Genomic DNA, 22,880 nt, shown 5'->3' with positions numbered 1-22,880 from the left:
CGCTACGCTGTCTTCCACATTCCCCCCGACATGACGATTCAGTGGCTCCCCGAGCACACCGGCACACACGATTTGGTGCCGGGTGGAACGTCAACCCCAAAATCTTGTTGCCTGTACCAGAACTTGTGGCACACTCCGTCACCAAGCACAGGATATCGCGGCCCGTTGCTCCAACGGCGCTGCGACAAGGTCGGCCTCTCATCCAGGCCGCAAGCCGGTGCAGGGATCGAGATCGGGCTGACACAGCGCCAAGCTAAACAGGGATTACTGAGATGCGGATTGAGCGACGCTTTACGACCGAAGGACGGGACGCCTATGACGGCATCGAATTCCGCACCACCACCAGCGAGATTCGCAATCCCGATGGTTCGGTCGTTTTCCAGCTCGCCAACGTCGATGTCCCGGCCGATTGGAGCCAGGTCGCCTGCGATATCCTGGCGCAGAAGTATTTCCGCAAGGCCGGCATTCCGGCCGTCCTGAAGGCGGTCGAGGAAAACACCGTCCCCAGCTGGCTGTGGCGCAAGATCGCCGACGAGGACGCGCTGAAGCGCGTCTCGAAGGAAAGCCGCAAGGTCGGCGAGACGTCGGCCCGTCAGGTCTTCGACCGTCTGGCCGGCACCTGGACCTACTGGGGCTGGCACGGCGGCTATTTCGACTCCGAGTCGGACGCCCGCGCCTTCTTCGACGAGATGCGCTACATGCTGTGCCGCCAGATGGCGGCCCCCAACAGCCCGCAGTGGTTCAACACCGGCCTGCACTGGGCCTACGGCATCGACGGCCCGGCACAGGGCCACTACTACGTCGATTTCCGCACCGGCGAGCTGACCGCGTCCGAGTCGGCCTATGAGCACCCGCAGCCCCACGCCTGCTTCATCCAGGGTGTTCGCGACGATCTGGTCGGCGACGGCGGCATCATGGACTTGTGGGTGCGGGAGGCGCGCCTGTTCAAGTACGGTTCCGGCACCGGTTCCAACTTCTCCAAGGTCCGGGGCGACGGCGAGAAGCTGTCGGGCGGCGGCCGGTCCTCCGGCCTGATGAGCTTCCTGAAGATCGGCGACCGCGCCGCCGGCGCCATCAAGTCGGGTGGCACCACCCGCCGCGCCGCCAAGATGGTCACGGTCGATCTCGATCACCCGGACATCGAAGCCTATATCGACTGGAAGGTCACGGAAGAGCAGAAGGTCGCGGCCTTGGTCGCCGGTTCCAAGCTGGCGTCGCGCCACATGAACGCGGTCATGCTGGCAGCCACCGAAGGCTTCTCCCCGACCGATCCCAAGCGCCTCGACCCCAAGGAGAACAAGGCGCTTAAGAAGGCGATCGTGGCCGCCCGCAAGGACATGATCCCGGAGAACTACGTCCAGCGCGTGATCCAGTTCGCTGGCCAGGGCTATACCTCGATCAAGTTCAAGACCTACGACACGGACTGGGACTCGGAAGCCTACCTGACCGTTTCGGGCCAGAACTCCAACAACTCGGTCCGCATCTCCAACGACTTCATCGAAGCCGTGCTGGACGACGCCGACTGGCAGCTGATCCGCCGCACCGACGGCAACGTCCACAAGACCCTGAAGGCCCGCGACCTGTGGGAAAAGATCGGCGAAGCCGCCTGGGCCTGCGCCGATCCGGGGGTGCAGTTCGACACCACCATCAACGAATGGCACACCTGCCCCGCTTCTGGCCGGATCAACGCGTCGAACCCGTGCTCGGAATACATGTTCCTGGACGACACGGCCTGCAATCTGGCGTCCCTGAACCTGATGACCTTCCGTCGTCCGGATGGCCAGTTCGACATCGAGTCGTTCGAGCATGCCTGCCGGCTGTGGACCGTCGTCCTGGAAATCTCCGTGCTGATGGCGCAGTTCCCGTCCAAGGAAATCGCCCAGCTCAGCTACGAATTCCGCACCCTCGGCCTCGGCTACGCCAATCTCGGCGGCCTGCTGATGGCAGCCGGCCTGTCCTATGACAGCGATGAAGGCCGCGCCCTGTGCGGCGCCATCACCGCCGTCATGACCGGCGTGTCCTATGCCACCTCGGCCGAGATGGCGCAGGAACTCGGGACCTTCCCGGCCTACGACGTCAACCGCGACCACATGCTGCGGGTCATCCGCAATCACCGCCGCGCCGCTCACGGCACGACGGAGAACTACGAGGGCCTGTCGGTCCTGCCGGTCGCCATCAAGGCCGAGCAGTGCCCCGATCAGGATCTGGTCGCAGCGGCCCGCCGCGCCTGGGACAACGCCCTGGAACTGGGCGAGCTGTACGGTTTCCGCAACGCTCAGTCCACGGTGATCGCCCCGACCGGCACCATCGGTCTGGTGATGGACTGCGACACCACCGGCATCGAACCGGACTTCGCCCTGGTGAAGTTCAAGAAGCTGGCCGGCGGCGGCTACTTCAAGATCATCAACCGGGTCGTTCCGGAAGCCCTTGCCAAGCTCGGCTATACGCCGGAGCAGATCGGCGAGATGGAGCGCTATGCCGTCGGCCACGGCACGCTGAAGACCGCCCCCGGCGTCAACCATGCGGCGCTGATGGCGAAAGGCTTTACCGAAGAAACCCTGAAGACGATCGAGCAGAGCCTCGGCAACGCCTTCGACATCAAGTTCGCCTTCAACAAGTGGTCGCTGGGCGTCGAGTTCTGCACCGAGGTGCTGGGCATCCCGGCTGCGGCGCTGGACGATTTCGGCTTCGACATGCTGGCGCATCTGGGCTTCTCCCGCGCCGACATCGACGCGGCCAATACCTATTGCTGCGGCGCCATGACGCTGGAAGGCGCTCCCTTCCTGAAGGACGAGCATCTGTCGGTGTTCGACTGCGCCAATCCCTGCGGCCGGATCGGCAAGCGCTATCTCTCGACCGAGAGCCACATCCACATGATGGCGGCGGCCCAGCCGTTCATCTCGGGTGCCATCTCCAAGACCATCAACATGCCGAACGCCGCGACGGTCGAGCAGTGCAAGGACGCCTATATGCTGTCCTGGCGCCTCGGCACCAAGGCGAACGCGCTGTACCGCGACGGCTCCAAGCTCAGCCAGCCGCTGTCCAGCAGCATCCTGGAAGGCGTCGACGAGTCAGAGGAGAGCGATACCGTCCAGGCCATCATCGACGCGCCCCCGGCCCAGCGTGCCCCGATGGTCGCCGAGCGGATCGTCGAGAAGGTCATCGAGCGGATGCGCGAGAAGGCCGAGCGCGAGAAGCTGCCGCACCGCCGCAAGGGCTACACCCAGAAGGCCGTCGTCGGCGGTCACAAGGTCTACCTGCGGACCGGCGAGTATGAGGACGGCCGCCTGGGCGAGATCTTCATCGACATGCACAAGGAAGGCGCCGCCTTCCGGTCGCTGATGAACAACTTCGCCATTGCGATCTCGATCGGCCTTCAGTACGGCGTGCCGCTGGAAGAGTTCGTGGAGGCCTTCACCTTCGTCCGTTTCGAGCCGTCGGGTCCCGTCCAGGGCAACGACGCGATCAAGATGGCGACCTCGGTGATCGACTACATCTTCCGTGAACTGGCGATCAGCTACCTTCAGCGCACCGACCTGTCGCATGCGACTCCGGACGACCTGTTCCCGGACAGCCTCGGCACCGGCGACGGCGAGGGCAACCTGCCGCCTGCGGCCGACCGCTTCACCAAGGACACGCTCGACGCGGTCCAGAAGGTGGCGAGCAAGGGCTATGTCCGGTCGAACCTTCGCGTCCTACCCGGCGGCCAGTCCACCCGCGCCGTGGCTGCGATGGCGGTAGCGGCGGGCGCCCAGGCCACCGCCTACGCCGGCGGCGGCGAGGCAACCGCTCGCGCCCTGTCACCGGCCGAGTCGCAGCCGGCCGTAGCGGTCGCCGTCGCTTCGTCTCCCGCGCCGGACGAGCGTATGGAGCGAATCCGCGAAGCCCGCGCCAAGGGCTACGAGGGTGACCCCTGCGGCGAGTGCGGGAACATGACGCTGGTCCGCAACGGCACCTGCATGAAATGCGACACCTGCGGCTCGACGACCGGATGCAGCTAAGCCGCATCTGAGCTGAAAAATAGTCCGGAATGGGAAAGGCGCGAGGGGGCAATCCCTCGCGCCTTTCTTTTCAACCCGGCTGCAAGACCTCAGTCGTAGTCACGGCGCCACCGCTTCTTGTGGCCGTGATGGTGGCCGTTATCACGGCGATAGTGATGATGGACCTCTCGTCCGCCCCTGTCGGGCGTGGTCAGCGCGCCGAGCAGCGCGCCGCCGATGCCTCCGACAAGGGCGCCGCCGAGAGGATCGTAGCCGAGCATGTAGCCTCCCGCGGCGCCGGCACCCGCGCCCAGCGCACCGCCGGTCGCGGCGCGCCGCTCCCCATGGTTCATGGTGCAGGCCGACACCAGGATGCAGCCGGCCAGCAGGGAAACAGCACCTAACTTGATCGTCATCTAAGCGCCTCGTGGATAGGACACGCACAAGATGCGCCGGCTCCACGGTATCCCCTGTGACCGGCATCACCCTACCCATAAATAAGGAGGCAGGCCGCACACACGCCCTCAGGTGTCCAGGCAGCCGCCTTGAGGGGCCGCCGTAATCCGGATCAACTCGCTGTCGCCTCCGCCGAAGACGTTGCCTCCCGTATAGGTCAGGCAGCCTTCGCCCTTGTAGATGACCTGCAATCGCTGCGCATCGTTGCCGAAGTAAAAGGGAATCCAGCGCTTTCCCGTCTCATGGCGGATCATGTCGTCCGGCGCTCCGATCAGGCCGGAAACCTCCCTCATCGTCATGCCGATCTGAAGCTTGGCGAACTTGCTCCTGGCAGCCGGCGTGCCGACCATCTCGCCCTCGAAGGAGCCGTCCCGCGACTTGACCGTCCGCACATTGGAGTTGGACGAAGCCGCAGAACCGGCGGAGGACGCTCCCGAAGCGGTCTCTGCTCCCTGCTGCTGCGAAGCGCAGCCGGCGATCATGATCGTAACGGCCAGAACCGCCAAATTCCTTTTCAACGCCATATCGGTTTCCTCATATTGCCCCGCCCCTGTATTCGGACGTGTCCCGCGACTATCCCCAAAATCGGCGAGGTGGCACGGGCAATGAGGTATAGCGGCACTGCAATCCAATTGGACGGGAACCGGTGACGAATGGGCTAGTCGTGAAATCAAACCCAATCCTGACCAGTCCATTTACCTGCTTTCAGTTACGCGAGATCGCACGGCCCGGCAGCCGTGGCACCCCCTGTCCCCTCCGGTTCACGAAGCGCTTGGCGGCTTCGTAGCCAGGGACTTCGACGTATCTGTAGGTCAGCGACGCCAAGGCGATCACCGCCGCCAGATAGACGAGCGCCAAGCCGTCCATGATCCAGGGATTGCCGAAGTCCAGCAGGCCGATCCGGCTGCCGTTGACGGTCCGCACCGTCTCCAGCGGCACACCCAGCAGCTTGCCGGCGATGGAGGCCAAATTTTCCAGGATCAGCAGGACGAAGGCATGGACCATGTAGATCGAGTAGGAAAGCGCTCCGAGTCGGAGCAGTATCGGGTGCTTCATGAACCGGGACACCACGCCGCCCTCGAACGCGAAGACGTAGACCGCAACCGTGAAGACCAGGGGAGCCAGGAACGACAGCGGCCCCGTTCCCGCAACCGCGATGAAGGCGAGCACCAGCACCATGCAGGCCGCTTCCACCAGATCGGCCCTGGGCATCGTCCCGCCTCGGCCCAACCGTGCCGTAGTCGCCCGGTAGGCGCGAAACGCCAGGCAACCCAGGAAGAAGCCGGCCAGACAGCGGAAGATCCCGTAGTGGACGGTGACGTCCATCGATCCGGGTCCGATCATCACCAGCACCACCACGGCGAAGAGGATCAACGCCACCGAGGCTGCGATCCGGTAGCGGGGCAGCACCAGCAGAACGGTTGCGAAGACGAGATATGTGTAGAATTCGACGCTGATAGACCAGCTCGGGAAGTTCCAGGTCACATCGGGGTGAAAACCAAGAGAATGGACCATCAGGATGTTGGTCAGGATCGCAAAGACGGATCGGGACTCGGTGAAGGGTGGCCGCGGATAGGTTCCGCCGAGCCACGGCTCGAGGGCGAATGCCGCCAGCTCAACCACCAGGAAAAGCCCAAGCACCGTTGCGTGAAGCGGCCAGAGCCTGCCGAACCGCAGAACGACGAACCGGCCGAAATCCGTCAGATCGCCGATCCGGTGTCCATAGGCGTGCGCGATCACGAAGCCGCTGAGTACGAAGAAGAAGTCTACGAACAGATAGCTGTTCCGAATCAGCGGGAAATCATAAAGATGCCATGCGGCATGGTAGTGAAGCAGCGCGACGAGGACGGCGCAAAGCCCTCGCCAGCTGTCGAGCGACTGAAAACGCACCTGTTTCTCCGGGAGAACCGAGAACCACAAACCCAAACTTCAGGGACGGATGAACAAGCGGAAGCCCGCGAAACTCTGCGGCTTACGCTCGAATCCTTGGTTCAGGGCGGCGACCCCGCCAGCCTGCGCTGGCCGCGATATCCGATGACAGGCGCATCAAGCGCCTGAAGGCAGCCGATCAGGCCGGACACCAGACGCAGGCACGTGCTCAGCCTGGGAGCGCCGAGCGCTTCCAGCCCCAGCACAGCCAGACTGTGTCGATAGCCGTAAATCCAGACCTGCATGCCATCCATTGCAACTTAGGGATATTTTAACGATCGCGGTCGCTCCGCGCGTATCGTCAACTATAGTCTTAAAACAACTTTCAGCCGTCTCCCGCCAGATTTCCAGATGGGGAAATTCGGCGGGAAGGCGGGTACTTCGTTTGGGACGTGCGGTTCCCCGTCCCCATTTGAGATCAGCGCCCGTAGATGCCGGTTACCGACGCCTTGGCTATCGTGTTCTGACCCAGGAAGAACCCGACCATCGCCCCGGATGCGCCGGTCTCCAACGGCAGCTTTTCCAGCTTCAGCGCATGAACCGTGAAGATGTAGCGGTGCGGCTTGTCGCCCGCCGGCGGGCATGGACCGCCAAAGCCGGGCTGGCCGAAATCGGTCACGCTCTGCACGCTGCCGGCCGGCAGCGATGTTCCCTTGGGGTCGCCGGCCCCTTCCTTCAGTTCCGCCGTGCCGGCAGGAATGTTGAAGACGACCCAGTGCCACCAGCCGCTGCCGGTCGGTGCATCCGGATCGTAGACGGTCACGGCGAAGCTCTTCGCATCGGCGGGCGCCTCCGTCCATGCCAGCGCGGGCGACTTGTTGCCGCCCGTGCATCCGAAACCGGCAAAGAGATGCTTATCGCCGATCGTCGCTCCGTCGGACAGGCTCGGGCTGGTGACCGCGAAGTCCCCCGCCAGAGCCGGTCCGTTCATGAATCCAGCCAGCAACAGGCCGGTCGCCGCAGCTTTCAACATCATCGATCTTCCCCGTCATCCACTTGATCGTTACGACCGTTTCGCTGCGTCAAGATGCCAGTGGGGACAGGCGGAAATGGTCCTAAAACGCTCAATGATGATCCCGAACTGCGCTATCATGACGGACGCCCACGACCGAACGAGCCTCCCCATGGCCAGCCGCTCTGCTATCGACGCCGGCATCCCGCCCCGACCGCTCGCCGCCGAGCTGCGCCGGCGCATCGCCGGCAGCCTCCAAGGCGGCGATGACAGCCAATTCGCCGGACCGAACGGCGGCACGCCGATCACCAAGCTCGCCACGTATCACGCCCGCGCGGTGGAAACGATCCGCGACATGACGATCAACGAACCGGCGCTGATCGTCGTCCTGGACGGCATCAAGGAGGTCCACCTCGCAGGCGACATGTTCGAGTTCCATCCCGGCGAGCCGTTCGTCCTGCCCGCCGGGCAGTCGTTCGACATCGTCAACCGGCCAGACGAAGCATCGGGCCGCTACCGTGCCGTCTTCATCACCCTCCCGCGCGATCTGGTGCGGCGGGTCGCCCAAGCGCATCCGCGCCGGGGCAAGGCCGTGGCCGTGTCGACGCGCAAGCCGCACGATCCGGGCATCGACCTGACGCCCCAGGCCGTCGACACCATCTCCCATGCCGCCATGGCGCTGAGCCGCACCGACTTGGATGCCAGCCTTGCCGAACACCGGGTCATGGAAATCCTGCTGCTGATCGGCCACCTGCCGGCCATCATGCGGATACATGCAGGAGCGACCTTTTCGGAGCGTGCCCGTCATCACATAGCGCTGGCCCCGATGGATTCCTGGCGCGCCCACGACCTTGCCCGCTTGCTGGGCGTCAGTTCCGCCACCCTGCGCCGCCGCCTTGCCGACGAGGGGACCTCGCTGCGCCATATCCTCACCGATGAGCGGATGCGCCGAGCCCGCGCCATGATCGAGGACGGTGAGCGCAACATCGCAGCTATCGCGGCAGCGTGCGGCTATTCCTCCCGCTCGCATTTCGCCGCCTCGTTCCGCTCCGCCCATGGCGCGTCGCCACATGGGCTGATTGCGGCGGCCGCCGGTTCCCGGTCAGGCACCGCCGCCTCCTCCCCCTGAGCGCCGGTCGAGTGCCGAGTGCTGCGGTGCATTTACAAGTGGTCATACCGGAGGCATGCTGCGCGCCAATCCAATAGACATTACTAGGGGAATGGAAACGATGGCCGGAATTCTCATCGTGACCGGCGGCAGCCGGGGTATCGGGGCCGCGACGGTCGATCTGGCGGCCAAGGCGGGATGGGACGTGTGCGTCAACTATGTCCGCGACCGGGAAAAGGCGGAATCCGTCGCCGCCGGTGCCCGCCAGCAGGGCGTGCGGGCGATCACGGTCCAGGGTGACATGGCGAGCGAAGGCGACATCCTGCGCCTGTTCGCTACGGTGGACGATCAGCTCGGGACCGTTACCGGTCTGGTCAACAACGCCGGCATCACCGGTCCCGCCGGCAAGCTGATGGACCTTACTGCCGAAACCGTCAGTTCGGTGATGACCCTGAACGTGGTCGGGCCTTTCCTATGCGCCCGCGAGGCGGCCCGCCGCATGGCGAAGAGCCGCGGCGGCCCGGGCGGCGTCATCGTCAACGTCTCGTCTCGCGCCTCGGCGCTGGGCTCTCCCAACGAGTTCGTCCACTACGCCGCCAGCAAGGGCGCCATCGACAGCTTCACCATTGGTCTGTCGAAGGAGCTGGCTCCAGAGGGAATCCGGGTCAACGCCGTCAATCCCGGCCTGATCGAGACCGAGATCCACGACGCCAGCGGCATCCCTGGCCGGCTGGAACGGCTGGTCGGCGGCGTGCCCCAAGCGCGCACCGGCAAGGCGGAGGAAGTCGCCCAGGCGATAGTCTGGCTGCTGTCGGAACAGTCGTCCTATGTCGCCGGGGCCTTCATTCCGGTATCGGGCGGACGGTGATGCGACCACGATGAAGGGGCGGCTTATGCCACCCGCTTCACCCCGCGTTCCTGGGCCACCTCGTCGATCCGCCCGCTGATATCCGGGTTGGCCTTCAGGAACTTCTCGAAGTCGCCGGAGCGCAGTTCAAGCAGCGTGCAATAGGTCAGCGCCACCACGTCGGCGCGGCGCGGACCGCCGTCGATCAGCGCCATCTCGCCGAAGAAGTCGCCGCGCCCCAGCCGGATGCGGCGATCCGGCAACACCACCTCGACCGCGCCCGACGAGATGAAATACATCGCCGTGCCGCGGTCGCCGGTGCGGATGAAGGTCTGGTCCGGCAAGGCCAGCCGCGACCGCAGCACGCGAGCCAGCCGCTTCAACTCGTCCGGAGCCAGCGTGTTGAACAGCGGGACTTGGGCGATCAGCGCGACCTTGTCCAGCTTCAGGTCCAGCTTGGGCCTGCGCTCCGCTTCCTTCTGACGGGCATCGACGCCGCGCCGCAGGTCCTCGAACAGTTCCTGGCCGATCAGCCCATCCTCGAACAGGCTTTCGAAATGCACCATTTCCCGGCGCAAGGCCAGCTTGCGGAGGAAGCGCTGGCTCAGCGCCTCCGCATATTCCGGATATTGCAGCCCAAGCGCGTCCAGCGCCTTGGTCGAGGCGTCCAGACGCCCGCTCAGCACTTCTCCCAATAGCTCGGCCACGCGGACGCCGAGCAGCGGCTTGAGGTTGCGGCTGTTGAAGCGGATCAGCTCCTCCAGCACCAGCCGGCGGACCAGGAACTTGTCGAACCGCTTGGCGACCTGACGGGCCAGCGGCCTTTCGATACCCGCCCAGCGATGAAGCGCATAGGCGAACCGGAAAGCCCGGGGCAGCCGGAGGATCTTGCGGGCCGCCCGGTTGTAGCCGATGCGCCCCGCCGTCCTGGCGCCGTCGTAGATCTCGCCGGCATTGCGCAGCAACCCTTCGATGATGTCGCCGGAGACCGTTTGAAGTCCATGGTGCTCCAGCACGAGCTGACGCTCCCGGTTGGCCAGCGCGATCAGGCCCAGGACGATCCGATCGCGGTCCGAAATCTGCTCCTCCAGGCTGCCGGCGGAGGTGACTTCCTGGATGCGGGCGTCGTAGGGTTTCTGCACAGCCCGCGCCACGGTCGGCGGAAACTCGTACTCGGTGGCGGTCTGCTGAACCGAATCGCGCACGTCGGCAAGCGACAGCGCCAGCACCTGGTTGCGGATCGCCTGATTGAGCGGCGACAGCCGGTTCAGCCCCAGCAGCTTGATGACGGGACGCAGCGTCGTCCCGTTGATGAACAGGGTGAACAGGACGAAGCCGGTCGCCAGCACCGTGACGATCCGCTGGTCCTCTCCGCCGATCCCGCGCGCCTCCGTCACCGACAGGGCCAGCGCCAGGGTGACGGCACCGCGCAGGCCGCCCCAGGTCAGCACGAGCTTGTAGGAGTTGCTGATCTTGGCGCTCAGCTTCAGCAGCGTCAGCGGCGGCAGCAGCAGGAACAGCACCAGGGCGCGTGCGACCAGCGCCGCCGCCACCAGCACCAGGAGCAGCAGGCCGTCGTGCAGGCTTACCGTCCCCAGCAGTTTCGGCACCATCAGGGCCGCCAGGATGAAGACCAGCGACCCCGCCAGGAACGCCACCTGTTCCCACACCGCGTCCAGATAGGCCCAGCCCGACGGCGACAGCCGCGACCGGCTGCCCGCGCCGAAAACCAGGCCGGCAACCGCCACGGCGACCACGCCGGAGACGCCGAGGAAGTGGTCGCCGGAAACGAAGACCAGATAAGGCAGGGCCAGCGTCAGGGTCACTTCGGCCGTGCGCCGCCCGCGCAGCAGCGGGATCATGGCCACGCCCAGCCGGGCGCCGACGATGCCCAGCAGGGTGCCGCCGCCAAGGTCCATCGCCAGGTCCCAGGCGCCCATCAGCAGGTCGGGCTCGTCTCCCGACGTGATGATTTCCAGCAGGACGTAGAAGATCGCGATGGCGGCGGCGTCGTTCAGCAGGCTTTCGCCCTCGACCAGCCGGACCAGCCTTGCCGGCGCCCCGATGTCGCGGAAGATGGCGACGACCGCCGCCGGGTCGGTGGTCGCGACGATCGATCCGAGCAGCAGGCAGACAACCAGGGGGACTCCCGCCAGCGGCCACAGCGCCAGCCCGATCACGGCCGTCGCCACGAACACCGCGACGACGGCCAGCAGCAGGATGGGGGCCGCGTCTTCCATCATCCGGCGGACGTCGATCGTCAGGGCTGCCTGGAACAGCAGTGCCGGCAGGAAGACCAGGATATAAGTGGAGGAATTGAACGACAGGCCCGAAACCGCCTCTGCCGCTTCCCGCAGCATCGGTACCCCCCTCACCTGCAGCAGCGTCACCGAGGCCGCGGCGATGGCGACGCCGACCGCCGCAAGCAGGACGGAATGGGGGAGCCTCAGCCGTTCCGCCAGGGGCTGGAGCAGGCTGGCGACCACCAGGAGAGCGCTGATGATCAGGATGAAGATGATGAGGTCGTGCAAGAGCCTGAAACCCGAAAATGCGGCGAACCAACAAGGGACGGTCTGTTGGTCGTCATGATTGCTTATCCCGTTGCCGGGCACCTGCGACAGTTTGCAGACGGATCATGACGCTCTTGTGGCCCGTCGCCGAATGGTGCATCAAAGGAAGTAGCGACGGCACCCAATAGGTACCGGCCTATTACCAGGATAGCACATTCATGCTCCGTTCCGCCGCATTGCTTTGCCTGCTAGCGGTTCTTTCAGGCTGCGGCCTGGTCGGGGCCACAGTGGGGGCCACAGTGGGGGCCACCGTGGGGGCGGTATCGGCCGCCGGATCGGCGGCGGCTACGGTGGCCGGCGCCGCCGTCGATGTCGTCACATACCCGATTTCGGACTAAGCGGGCTTGGCGATCAGGTGATCGGCCAGCCGGACCGCGAGCGCGACGATGTTCATCGTGACCATAGTAGCACCGGCGGTTGGGAACACCGAGCCGCCGGCGACATAAAGGTTGGCGATGCCGTGGACCCGGCAGTTCTCGTCGACCACGCCATGCCTGGGGTCGCCGTGCATCCGTGTCGTCCCCATGAAATGGGCCGACGAATCGATGCCTGCCGGCCACGGATCGGTCTCATTCTCGAAGTCCACCTGAAGCCGGCCGGCTCCCAGCCGTCCGAATTCCCTCGCGATCAGCTGCTGGGTGCGCAGGATGGTGTGCTTGTCGATGTCCTGAAGCTGCCAGTCCAGCACCATCTTGCGCTGCCCCAGCACGTCGCGGTCCATACCCAGCGTGACCCTGCTGTTGCGGTTGGGCGCCTGCTCGGCGAAATAGCGCAGTTCCAGGACGCGGTAACTGCTGTTGCCGGTCGCCCGCGCATAAAGCGCCTTGGCGACCGAGTCGAGATCCCCGAAGACCTTTCCCAGTTCGGTCCGTAGGTTGTCGGGCACCCGGCCCTGGATGACCTGCTTGACGATGTGTCTCAGCGCCACGAAGCCGGGGGCGTGCTCCCCCTCGTAGGTCTCGTCGAAGAAGACGACGCTGTTCAGCATCCCTTCGCGCTGCTGTGCCTCCCAGGAAGGCTGAAGCGCGTTGACGAAGGGAGCGCCTCCCGTCTCGAAGCGCGACGCCCAGCTGTCCAGCCCGTAGAACCGCGCCGTTCCCTTCGGCACCGACAGCAGGGCGCGGCCCGTCCGGATCGTCGTATGGGCCATGAAGTAGCGGCCGACCATGTCATGGTCGTTGCCAAGCCCGTTGGGACGCAGCCTGTCCGACAGCAGCAGCAGCCGGGCGTTCTCGATCCCGCTGGCGAGGATGAACTTCTTCGCCTTGAACCGGCGGCTTCTGCCGTCCAGGTCGCGTGTCAGCAGTGCTTCAACATGCGTCGCGTCACCGTCGGTTTCGATTTCCACGACGTTCGCATGCAGAAAGACCGTGCACTGGTTGCCGGGGTTGGTGAGTGCGGCGCGATAGGTATCGCCGAACCGGGTCGGCGGACTCTTCAGAAAAATCTTTTCGCCTATCTGATCGCCGCTGACCGGAATACGGCTGGCATGGAACTGATCGGACACCTCCGCCCAGTAGCCGGGCTCGTAGTTGTCCGACGGCAATTCGCAATACCGGTGCGCGCGGGGATAAAATTCCGCCAACTCCTCCTTGCCGAACGGCCAGCCGCTGTCGGGCACCCAGGAACGTTCCTGGAAGTCGTGCGCATCCAGCGGCGCGCAGTTGCCGCCCCAATGGCCGGTCGTGCCGCCGAAATAGCGCAGACGGGTCCATGTCAGGTCGACCTTGTGCTCGCTGACGCAGTCTCCGTTGTTCAGCGACTGGATATCGTCCTCGAAATCGAGCCCGCCGCTTTCCAGCAAAGCAACGCGGAAACCATGCCCGAGAAGCTCTATCGCAAGGGTGATTCCGGCAGCGCCGGCGCCGACAATGCAGATATCTGCCTCGACCACCGCCCCGTCGGGCAGGTTGCGCGCGTCTGTGATCATTAGGGGACTTAACCAGATACCGTTTTGCGGGAATGCCCAATCGGGTGCATGAGATCAGATAAGTAGTTGAGCCGCCTGTATGTCCACCCCTCTTTCGGAGGTGTGGCAAACGCGCGACGCTATCTGTCAAGAAATTGGCGTACCCCTGCGGCCGTCCGCTCCAGCATGCTGTCGCGCAGTCCCATTTCGGTCAAATGCTCGAGGGTGTTGAACAGGTAGTCGGAGCAGCGGCCGAAACGTCCTTCGGCGGTCGCGATCGCCTGGATCATGCGGTCTTCGTCCCAGTCGCCGACATAGCGCGAATAGCTCCGGTTGATCGTCATCGCGATGGCGGGCACCGTTCCGCTCTCGGTCCTGGCTTTCAGCCAGCGCGGAATATAGGCGCCGGTCAGCATCTCGCGCCGCCACAGCAGCGTCAGTTCGTGGCTGGCCTGTTCGGCCGGGATGCGGAAGATGACGCCGGCGCACTGCCCGCCGCGGTCGAGGCCCAGGAACAGGCCCGGACATTCAAGCGTGCCCCGCCCCATGTCGGCGCGCAGGCAGAACCTCCGGTGATATCCCCGGATATGGGCGACACGGCGCTCCGCAAAGGCGAAGGTCGGATTCCAGATCAGGCTGCCATAGGCGAAAACCCAAACGTCGGCCCCGTCCGGATGCTTGCGCATCGTTTGGGCCAACGAACGGTCGAGCTGTTCGTCGCTCCACACCTTCATCCAGGGATACGCCTCCAGCATCATCCGGCGGCGGTCGTGGTCGAGCAGTTCTTCACGGGTCAGGGGGGTATGTCTGTCGCAATCCTGGTAAGGCATGAACCTTGGTCTATATCGCTGGCGGTAATAGCCGCATATGAGGATCGCGGGCGGCCATGAACACCTGCCATGGCCTGACCGCCCCATAAGATCGCGTTTTTCGCGCCTGCGGTACAGCGTCTATCGGTGGACGGCGCGAATCGGGTGGAACGGCATGCCCGCCTGCGTCATGGCCGCGTCGATCACCTCGTCCGATTTCTGATCGAACAGCTGAAGCAGCAGGTCGTCCACCAGCCGATCCTCGATGGCGCCGCAGTCCTCGAAAACACGCGCCAGCGCCATGACTTGGTAGTCGTGTCGTCCGTCCCCGGTGCCGCCGGCGCCGCCGTCGTAACCGGTTTCCTTGACGACATCGATCGCGACCCGGAACGGCGGCAGCAGGGCGATTGGGAAACGCGCCTTCTCGAAGATCGCCCGAAGCCCGAGCGGACCGTCGTCCCAGATCAGCAGCCGGGCATTCTCCGTCGCGACCATCGCCCGGACAGCCAGCCCCGTCGTGAACAGTTCGACATCGCCGGCGCAGAGTGCCCTCAGCATCAGCGAGGGTGTCAGGCGCGCGTCACGGTCGAGATGCCGGACCACCACTTCCAGCTCGTCCAGATTGCCGGCGAGCGGCTTGAGCAGAAGCATGGTGGCGGCTTCCCGTCCGCGCTTCAGCAGTTCCGCGACCAGGACGGGCGACAGGTGGTGCCGTTCGACAAGGTTGCTGCGGATGTCCTCCGAGACATAGGCGACAAGCTTCTCGACCACCGGCAGCGATAGGCTCTCGCGCTCGGCCATCGGCTTGTTGACCACGCTCAGGTGGCCGTAGCGGTCCAGTGCCTTGTGCAGGGTCGGGTCGGCAATCCGCGCGCCGCCATTGCCCAGCAGGCAGGCGATCACTTTGATGTTGGCGGTTTCGACGATGGCGTCGGCAAGCCGGGGCGAGACGTTCCAGCGGCTTGCGATCGCCATATGCTTCTCGGCGTCGCGCTCCGCAATCACCTGCAACAGGAACTCGTCGCTCAGCCGCTTGGTGTTGCGCAGCACCGGGAACGCCACCCTGCCGATATCCCGTGCCAGCTTGGTCGCCAGGGCGTCGGTCAGCAGTGCGCTGTTGTGGAGCTGCCACGCGACGGCCTCCCTCACGGCCGCCTCGGCGTCGGCGGCGAAGCGATGGAGGATGTCGGTGGCGATCTCCCTTTCCGGCCCGGCCAGCGTGTCCCCTTCCAGGCTGGAAACCAGCTTCGTCAGAGTCTCGATACGCGCATCGGCCGAGTGGTCCGACAGCAGACGATGAACGTCGGAATGGCTCAACGCGCAGGAGGTGGCGGTGGCGGTCATCTCATTTCTTCCCTGAGCCAGACGATCGGTCGCCGCGATCGGACGCTGGACGGTCAGTCGAATTCCCGGCCGTCGTAGCGGATGATGTCGCTCCAGGCCCGCTCGAGCTTGCGCAGCGTACGGTAGGTGACATCGAAATCGCCGCTGTCGTCATCGGTACGGATCAGCGCATCCGCCTGGGTCGCTTCCAGCCGCCGCAACTCGCCGCACAGGCTCATGCCCTTCTCCGACAGGCGCAGCCGTGCTGACCGGCGGTCCCGCAGGGACGGCGCGCGATCGACGTAGCCGGTCTCCACCAACTGCTTCAGGTTGTACGATGCGTTGGAGCCGAGATAGTAGCCGCGCTCCATCAGGTCGCGCACCGACAGCTCCTCGGTGCCGATGTTCATCAGCATCAGCACCTGGACGGGGCTGATGTCGTCGATCCCGACACGCCCCAACTCCACCCGGACCACATCGAGGAAACGGCGGTGCATCCGTTCCACGATGCGGGCGATGTCGTGATAGATCGCCGTGCCGGAAGCGCGGCCCGGCCTGGGGTCGTCACCATGGTCGGCAATATCTGGTTCCATTCGGGAAAGGCCGGTCATGCCGCCCTCCCCCGTGCCGCGCAGTGGATAATCGATGCGGTCTGGGATCGATGGGACGTCATGGGTTACCTTTCCCGGCTGAGCCGGCTGTCCGCCGTGCTTCAAGGCAAGTCCGTTGTTGGGCACGATGTATTCCTCGTCGAGGCAATAAAGCTTCACTCGCAGTCTAATGCCGCCGGAAGTTCCCGGCGACTTCCAGCCGGCGGCAAATCGAGCGGGACGATATCGCGGTATTGGATACTTTTTTTAATGCGACGCTCCCGCTCACTCTTTTCCCGTCCCCGACAAAGTTAACCGCTCATACTTTCGATACTTACCATTGCTGAGAGTTGTAAAAGAACGGTAAATGCCCGCGTACCTACCGTTCTAGGAAGCACCGACCAGCTCACGCGTCATATGACTGGCATAACCGTCGGGATTGCGGCAACGCCAGTCCCAGGCGTGGCAGATGATCGTCTCCAGGTCGGGAAAGCGCGGGTCCCATCCCAGGTCCTTGCGCACGCGGTCGCTCGATGCGATCAGAACCGGCGGATCTCCTGGGCGGCGCGGCCCTGTCTTGACCGCGATGTCGCGTCCGGTGACCCGTGCCGCCGTCTCGATGACCTCCCGAACGGTGTAGCCCCGCCCATTTCCAAGGTTGTAGCGGCAGCTCTTGTGATCGAGCATGGCGAGCACCCTGACATGGGCGTCCGCCAGATCGGAAACATGGATGTAGTCGCGGATGCAGGTACCGTCGTGGGTCGGATAGTCCTCGCCGAATATCTCGATATGCGATCGTTTCCCGGCGGCGACATCGAGAACCAGCGGGATCAGGTGCGTTTCCGGATCGTGGTCCTCGCCCAGGTGACCGTCGGGATGGGCGCCGGCTGCGTTGAAATACCGCAGGCAGGCCGAGCGCATGCCGTGGACCTTGTCCGCCCAGTGCAGGATCCGCTCGATCATGAACTTGGACTCGCCGTACGGGCTGCCGGGATCGATCTCGGTGTTCTCGTCGATCGGCATCCGGTCGGGCATGCCGAACAGGTTGGCGGTGGACGACAGGACGAACTTGGACACGCCGTTCTCGGTCGCGGCCTGGATAAGGTTCAGCGCATTGACGACGTTGTCGTAGAGGTACAGGTGCGGATTGCGCATCGACTCGCCGACCAGGGAGTTCGATGCGAAGTGCAGGATGGCGTCGAACCGGAAGGTGCTGAACAGGCGTGCGAGGGCCGCATGGCTGGCAAGGTCGCCTTCGACTAACTCCGCCTCGGCCGGAACAGCGGCGCGATGACCTTGCTGGAGATTGTCGAACACGACCACATTGTACTGGCGTGCGATCAGCTCGGCGACGCAGTGGCTGCCGACGAAACCGGCGCCGCCGGTGACCAGGACTGTTTTCTGATGAGGCATGTAAAGCTCCTGATAGACACGCTCGGAAAAAATCCAGAAACACCCGGCGGGATGTGGCCGCAGCTCCGCGGTGATTTCGGCGTGTCATGATGCGGGAAACTCTGGAGCCGGTTGGTTCCGGACTCCGTTGAGTATCAGAATTACAGATCGATTATTACTCATCAGTTAATTGGCTTAAATACCATACCCGAGTATAGCGCTGTTTATTGCGTGAAAACCGGGTTTGACTTGCTTTCAAACTGGGCAAGAACTGTTTCGAAAACAGCAGCATTTCCAAACGGTTCAAGGAAGCCGAAGACAGACACGCGCCGCCGGCGATGTCACAGATTTATCGCTTTTTACGAAAGCATTATGCTTTGAAATTCGAACAAATAACTCAATCGATTTTTCCTATGCACTAATCCAATTTTGCAGGTGCACACGGATTAACCGCCGTTTAACGAATAGCCTCAATATTTAGGAACAATCACGGCACGTTCCGGAGCTTGTTCCCTATCATGACTGACCACGCACTCTTCCGCAGCACGCTGCGGCATCTCAGCAGGGGCATGGTTTTTACCGCAGTGCTGAGCTGTTTCGTGAACCTGCTCATGTTGATCGTGCCGCTCTACACGATGCAGGTCTACGACCGCGTCATGACCAGCCGCAGCACCGATACGCTGATCATGCTGGCCATCGTCGCGGTCGGCGGACTGATGCTTTATGCCGTCCTCGACTTCATCCGGACGCGCGTCTTCCTCATCATGGGTGACGTGATCGGCCGCCGGCTCAACGTCCCGACCCTCGAAGCCGCCGTCATCGACACCCTGCACGGCACCTCGAAGAATTCGACGCAGGCCATCCGCGACCTGAACGACCTGCGGTCGTTCGTCACCGGCAGCGCCATCACGGTGCCGCTGGAGTTGATGTGGGTGCCCCTGTTCCTGATCGTGCTGTTCCTGCTGCACACGGTCTACGGCTGGCTGGCGCTGGGCGCCGCCGCCTTCCTGTTCCTGATGAGCATTCTGACCGACGTGCTGACGCGCCGCCCGTTGGCCCAGGCCAACGAAGCCGCCGCTCGCTCCTTCAGCGACATCGCCTCGACCGTCCGCAATGCCGAGGTGATCGAGGCGATGGGCATGCTGCCGGCGGTCGCCAAGCGGTGGCAGCGCAGCCAGTACCATATGATCGACCTGCTCAACCGGGGAAACAGCGCCGCCAAAGCGCTGAGCGCCGCGTCCCGCGCCCTTCGGCTGATCCTCCAGATCGCCATGATCTCGGCGGCGGCCGTGCTGGTGATCGACCGCGAGGCCTCCCCCGGCAGCGCCATGGCGGCCGGCATCCTGATGGGCCGCATGCTCCAGCCGTTCGAGCAGCTGATCGACGGCTGGCGGCAATGGGTGTTCGCCCTGTCCGCGTTCCGCCGCGTCCGCGACCTCCTCAACACGGCGCAGAGCCGCCGCCAGAGCATGCCCCTGCCCCGGCCGGACGGCCGGCTGACGATCGACCGCCTCGTCTATCTGCCGCCCGGGGTCGACCGTCCCGTCCTCAAGGGCATTTCCTTCTCGCTGGAACCCGGCGAAACCCTCGGCATCATCGGTCCCTCCGCCGCCGGAAAATCGACATTGGCCCGCCTGCTGGTCGGCATCTGGGAGCCGACCGCCGGCGGCATCTATCTCGACGGCCACAGCACCTTCCTGTGGGAACGGGAAAGCTTCGGCGTCAATGTCGGCTACCTGCCGCAGAACGTCTCGCTGCTCGACGGCACGATCCGGGAAAACATCTCCCGCATGAAGGACGCCAGCCCCGCCGACGTCGTCCACGCCGCCAAGATGGCCGATGTCCACGAGATGATCGGCCGCCTGCCATTCGGCTACGACACCCATGTCGGCGACACCGCCTACAGCCTCAGCGGCGGCCAGCGCCAGCGCATCGGCCTCGCCAGGGCGCTGTTCGGCAACCCGCGCCTGCTGGTGCTGGACGAACCCAACTCCAATCTCGACAACGCCGGCGAACAGGCGCTGCTGACCGCCATCGGCAAGGCGAAGGCCGCCAGGACGACCGTCGTCCTGATCGCGCACCGCCCGTCGGTGGTGGCGGCGGTGGACAAGCTGCTGGTGCTGAAGGACGGCCTGATCGACCAGTTCGGCGCCCGCGCCGACGTCCTCAAGGCGATGTCGGCGCCGCCCGGCGCCCGACAGGTCGCGACCGCGCCCAATGTCGCCCGGCTCGTCAAGACGGAGCAGGCGTCATGACATCTCTCCTGACCAACCCAGCCCACAAGCTAAGCCCCCACGACGCCGTCTGGACCGTCACGCTGGAAGCGGAGCCTGCCGAGCCGTCGCTCCGCAATACCATGCTCGCCGGCGTCGCGGCCGTCGTGATCGGGTTCGGCGGCTTCTTCGGATGGGCCATGACGGCCGATCTCAGCAGCGCCGCCATCGCCCAAGGGACCGTCATCGCGAACAGCCACCGCAAGACAGTGTCCCATCTTGAAGGCGGCATCCTGGCCGAGTTGCTGGTCAAGGAAGGCGATCTGGTCAAGGCGGGACAGGTCCTGCTCCGGATGGACGGGACCATGGCCAACGCCCAACTCGGCCAGATCGAAAGCCAGCTCTGGACCGCCCAAGCCCGTGCGGCGCGGCTGCGCGCCGAGCAGGCGGAGCAGCGTTCGCTGGTCTACCCGGAAGACCTGATCGCCGCCGGCAAGCGCAACCCCGTCGCGGCGGACGCGATGGCGACGGAGCTGCGCCTGTTCTCCGCGCGCTGGGACGGCTACGACGGCTCGCTGGCGATCAACCGCCGCAAGATCGACCAGTTGCGCGAACAGATCGTGGCGCTGAAAGCGCAGGAGAGCGCCACCGCCGACCGTCTCCGCTACACCAACGAAGAGCTGACGACGATCCGGTCGCTGCTCGAGAAAGGCTACGAACGCCGCCCGCGCCTGCTGGAGATGCAGCGTCTCTCGGCCGAGCTGAAAGGCCGCGTCGGCGAGCTTGCCGCCAACCAGTCGCAGGCGGAGCAGGCGATCGCCGCCGCCGAGCTGGAGATCCTGGCCCTCAAGCACACCCGCCGGACCGAGATCGCCGATCAGCTCCAGCAGACGCAATCGACCCTTGCCGACATGACCGAACGGTCGCGCGGCGCCACCGACGTCGTCAGCCGCAAGGACATCGTCTCGCCCCAGGATGGCAAGGTGACCGATATCCGCTTCTACACGCCGGGCGGCGTGATCGGCGCCGGCGCCCCGATCCTGGATCTGGTCCCGGTGGACGACGATCTCGTCGTCGAGGCGCAGGTCAGCCCGGCCGACATAGACAGCGTGCGGATCGGTCAGGTCGCCAATGTGCGGCTGAGCGCCTACAAGCAGCGCAAGGTCCCGATCATCGACGGGCACGTGACCTATGTCGCCGCCGATCAGGTGACCGACGAGCGGACCGGCCAGTCCTATTTCACCGCCAGGGTCAAGCTGGACGAAGAGTCCCTGAAGTCGCTCCACCATGTGGAGATGATCCCCGGCATGCCCGCGGAAGTCATCATGGTCAACGCCAAGCGGCGGGCGATCGATTACTTCCTAAGCCCAATCACCGACAGCATGAGGCGGGCGTTCCGAGAGGAATGACCGGACGGCGAACCATGCGCATCCTTTTCCTGCACAATCACTTCCCCGGCCACTACCAGCACGTGGCGGCGGCCCTGGCCGCGAACCCGCGCAATCAGGTAGTTTTCATCACCAGGGGTCGGACCGGCAGCATCCCTGGAGTGGACAAGCGGGTGTTCACGCCGGCGCGTTCAGCCGACCAGCCGACCCACCACTATGTCCGCCCGTTCGAGGACGCCGTGCTGCACGGCCAGGCCGTCTACCGGCTGTGCGAGCGGCTGAAGCGGGAAGGCTTCGTGCCGGACCTGATCTGCTCGCATGCCGGGTTCGGGCCCAGCCTGTTCATCAAGGACGCCTTCCCCGACTCGCCGCTGCTCGGATATTTCGAGTGGTTCTATCATGCCAAGGGCAGCGACGCAGATTACCTGGACGGCCCGGTCAGCGCCGACGACGCCTGCCGCATCCGCAGCCGCAACGCCTCCATCATGATGGAACTGGCGAACTGCGACTGGGGCCTCTGCCCCACGGTGTTCCAGCGCGGCCAGTTCCCGCCGGCCTTCCAGAACAAGCTGACGCTGATGCATGACGGCATCGACACAGACTTCTTCTCGCCCAAGCCCGGCGCCCCGATGGTGCTGCCCGGCCTCGACCTGTCAGGGGCCGGAGAAATCGTGACCTACGCGACGCGCGGGATGGAGCCCTATCGCGGCTTTCCGCAGTTCATGCGTGCCGCCGACATCCTGTTGAAACAGCGCCCCGACCTGCACATCGTCGTTGGCGGCGACGATACGGTGTCCTACAGCCGGCTGCCACCCAGGGGCCGCACCTACAAGCAGATGCTGCTGGAGGAGCTGCCGGAGCTGGCGAACCATCCGCGCCTTCATTTCGTCGGTCCGCTCGATTACCCGGTGTACCGCGACATGCTGCGGGCAACCGACGTCCATGTCTACCTGACGGTGCCCTTCGTTCTATCCTGGTCCATCCTGGAGGCGCTCTCGACCGGCTGCCTCGTGGTCGGCGCCGACAATGCCGCCGTCCGCGAAGTGATCGATCCCGGAACCAACGGGTTGCTGGTGGATTTCTTCTCGCCGGACGACATCGCGTTGAAGATCGCGTCCGGGCTCGACCGGCGCGCCGCCATGGAAACGATCCGGCTCGCGGCGCGGCAGCGGGTCATCGAGCGCTTCGCCCTGAAAGACCTGCTGCCCCGCCATCTCCAACTGATCCGCCATCTCGCGGGAAGCGCCGAGCCGGCTGAAGAACATCACCTGCAACTTGCCGCTTCTGCCTGATCGGCAGGGCAAACGATTGCCTGTGACTTTTTGCGGAAAAATGCTTCGAATTCAGAAATGCTTTAGAATGATCAAGCAACCCTCATTCAAAGTAATCGAGCTTCAAACTGAGCAGTTTACTT

At 64.6% G+C, this 22,880-nt stretch carries 18 protein-coding genes; 7 read left to right on the top strand and 11 right to left on the bottom strand.

The genetic code is table 11. From position 1 onward, the window contains the following. The first annotated feature begins 272 nt into the window (after nt 1–272). Nucleotides 273–4,001, top strand: coding sequence for a vitamin B12-dependent ribonucleotide reductase (locus N826_RS00585; RefSeq protein ID WP_044425390.1), 3,729 nt, complete (start codon nt 273–275; stop codon nt 3,999–4,001). A gap of 89 nt (nt 4,002–4,090) precedes the next feature. Here the strand turns inward: N826_RS00585 and N826_RS00580 are convergent, their stop codons facing one another. From N826_RS00580 to N826_RS00560, 5 genes are all read right to left on the bottom strand, one after another. After that, nucleotides 4,091–4,396 (bottom strand): hypothetical protein, encoded by a 306-nt coding sequence (locus tag N826_RS00580; protein WP_044425389.1) that lies wholly within the window; start codon nt 4,394–4,396, stop codon nt 4,091–4,093. A gap of 108 nt (nt 4,397–4,504) precedes the next feature. After that, nucleotides 4,505–4,960: a hypothetical protein gene (locus N826_RS00575; RefSeq protein WP_044425388.1), complete on the bottom strand. Its 456-nt coding sequence runs from the start codon at nt 4,958–4,960 to the stop codon at nt 4,505–4,507. 181 nt (nt 4,961–5,141) lie between these two features. Then, nucleotides 5,142–6,326: an acyltransferase family protein gene (locus tag N826_RS00570; RefSeq protein WP_169789267.1), complete on the bottom strand. Its 1,185-nt coding sequence runs from the start codon at nt 6,324–6,326 to the stop codon at nt 5,142–5,144. A gap of 101 nt (nt 6,327–6,427) precedes the next feature. Further along, nucleotides 6,428–6,610 (bottom strand): hypothetical protein, encoded by a 183-nt coding sequence (locus tag N826_RS00565; protein WP_147040077.1) that lies wholly within the window; start codon nt 6,608–6,610, stop codon nt 6,428–6,430. 173 nt (nt 6,611–6,783) lie between these two features. Further along, nucleotides 6,784–7,341, bottom strand: coding sequence for a YbhB/YbcL family Raf kinase inhibitor-like protein (locus N826_RS00560; RefSeq protein WP_044425386.1), 558 nt, complete (start codon nt 7,339–7,341; stop codon nt 6,784–6,786). A gap of 148 nt (nt 7,342–7,489) precedes the next feature. Here N826_RS00560 and N826_RS00555 point away from each other — a divergent pair, with 148 nt between their 5' ends. After that, on the top strand, nt 7,490–8,446 hold the full coding sequence (locus N826_RS00555; protein ID WP_169789266.1) for a helix-turn-helix transcriptional regulator: 957 nt from the start codon (nt 7,490–7,492) through the stop codon (nt 8,444–8,446). A 100-nt stretch (nt 8,447–8,546) separates the two neighbouring features. Continuing rightward, nucleotides 8,547–9,293: an SDR family oxidoreductase gene (locus tag N826_RS00550; RefSeq protein WP_044425384.1), complete on the top strand. Its 747-nt coding sequence runs from the start codon at nt 8,547–8,549 to the stop codon at nt 9,291–9,293. A gap of 23 nt (nt 9,294–9,316) precedes the next feature. On the opposite strand, the gene N826_RS00545 is transcribed toward N826_RS00550, so the two are convergent. Further along, on the bottom strand, nt 9,317–11,803 hold the full coding sequence (locus N826_RS00545) for a cation:proton antiporter (protein WP_044425811.1): 2,487 nt from the start codon (nt 11,801–11,803) through the stop codon (nt 9,317–9,319). Between the two features lie 197 nt (nt 11,804–12,000). Between N826_RS00545 and N826_RS00540 the strand changes: the two genes are divergently transcribed. Next, nucleotides 12,001–12,180 carry a hypothetical protein gene (locus N826_RS00540; protein WP_044425383.1) on the top strand — a complete coding sequence of 60 codons (180 nt, stop codon included), beginning with the start codon at nt 12,001–12,003 and terminating at the stop codon, nt 12,178–12,180. Here the strand turns inward: N826_RS00540 and N826_RS00535 are convergent. The 5 genes from N826_RS00535 to galE all read right to left on the bottom strand — a co-directional run bounded on the left by N826_RS00535 (nt 12,177) and on the right by galE (nt 17,886). Then, the gene (locus tag N826_RS00535; RefSeq protein ID WP_044425382.1) at nt 12,177–13,772 is read right to left on the bottom strand and encodes a GMC oxidoreductase; all 1,596 of its coding nucleotides are present in this window, start codon (nt 13,770–13,772) and stop codon (nt 12,177–12,179) included. The two genes, N826_RS00540 and N826_RS00535, sit on opposite strands and share 4 nt — an antisense overlap. Before the next feature lie 119 nt (nt 13,773–13,891). After that, on the bottom strand, nt 13,892–14,581 hold the full coding sequence (locus N826_RS00530) for a gamma-glutamylcyclotransferase (RefSeq protein WP_044425381.1): 690 nt from the start codon (nt 14,579–14,581) through the stop codon (nt 13,892–13,894). 120 nt (nt 14,582–14,701) lie between these two features. Beyond that, on the bottom strand, nt 14,702–15,904 hold the full coding sequence (locus N826_RS00525) for a DUF2336 domain-containing protein (RefSeq protein ID WP_044425380.1): 1,203 nt from the start codon (nt 15,902–15,904) through the stop codon (nt 14,702–14,704). A 53-nt stretch (nt 15,905–15,957) separates the two neighbouring features. Further along, entirely contained in the window at nt 15,958–16,653 is a 696-nt protein-coding gene (locus N826_RS00520; RefSeq protein WP_308518100.1) for a MarR family transcriptional regulator, read from the bottom strand. Between the two features lie 207 nt (nt 16,654–16,860). Beyond that, nucleotides 16,861–17,886 (bottom strand): UDP-glucose 4-epimerase GalE, encoded by a 1,026-nt coding sequence (gene galE / locus N826_RS00515; protein WP_044425379.1) that lies wholly within the window; start codon nt 17,884–17,886, stop codon nt 16,861–16,863. Between the two features lie 497 nt (nt 17,887–18,383). On the opposite strand from galE, the gene N826_RS00510 reads away from it, so the two are divergent. Genes N826_RS00510 through N826_RS00500 form a run of 3 tightly spaced genes read left to right on the top strand, consistent with a single transcriptional unit; the run spans nt 18,384 to nt 22,758 of the window. After that, nucleotides 18,384–20,120 (top strand): type I secretion system permease/ATPase, encoded by a 1,737-nt coding sequence (locus N826_RS00510; RefSeq protein ID WP_052830719.1) that lies wholly within the window; start codon nt 18,384–18,386, stop codon nt 20,118–20,120. Continuing rightward, a complete protein-coding gene (locus N826_RS00505; protein WP_044425377.1) occupies nt 20,117–21,487 on the top strand; it encodes an HlyD family type I secretion periplasmic adaptor subunit in 1,371 nt (456 codons plus the stop codon). Before N826_RS00510 ends, N826_RS00505 begins: the two co-directional genes overlap by 4 nt. Nucleotides 21,488–21,501: 14 nt before the next feature. Continuing rightward, entirely contained in the window at nt 21,502–22,758 is a 1,257-nt protein-coding gene (locus tag N826_RS00500) for a glycosyltransferase (RefSeq protein WP_044425376.1), read from the top strand. The last annotated feature ends 122 nt before the right edge of the window (nt 22,759–22,880 follow it).

This window comes from Skermanella aerolata KACC 11604 (assembly GCF_000936425.1).
GTDB lineage: Bacteria > Pseudomonadota > Alphaproteobacteria > Azospirillales > Azospirillaceae > Skermanella > Skermanella aerolata.
Note: the sequence above shows the minus strand (reverse complement) of the source record. Positions and strands in the feature narration are given on the sequence as shown.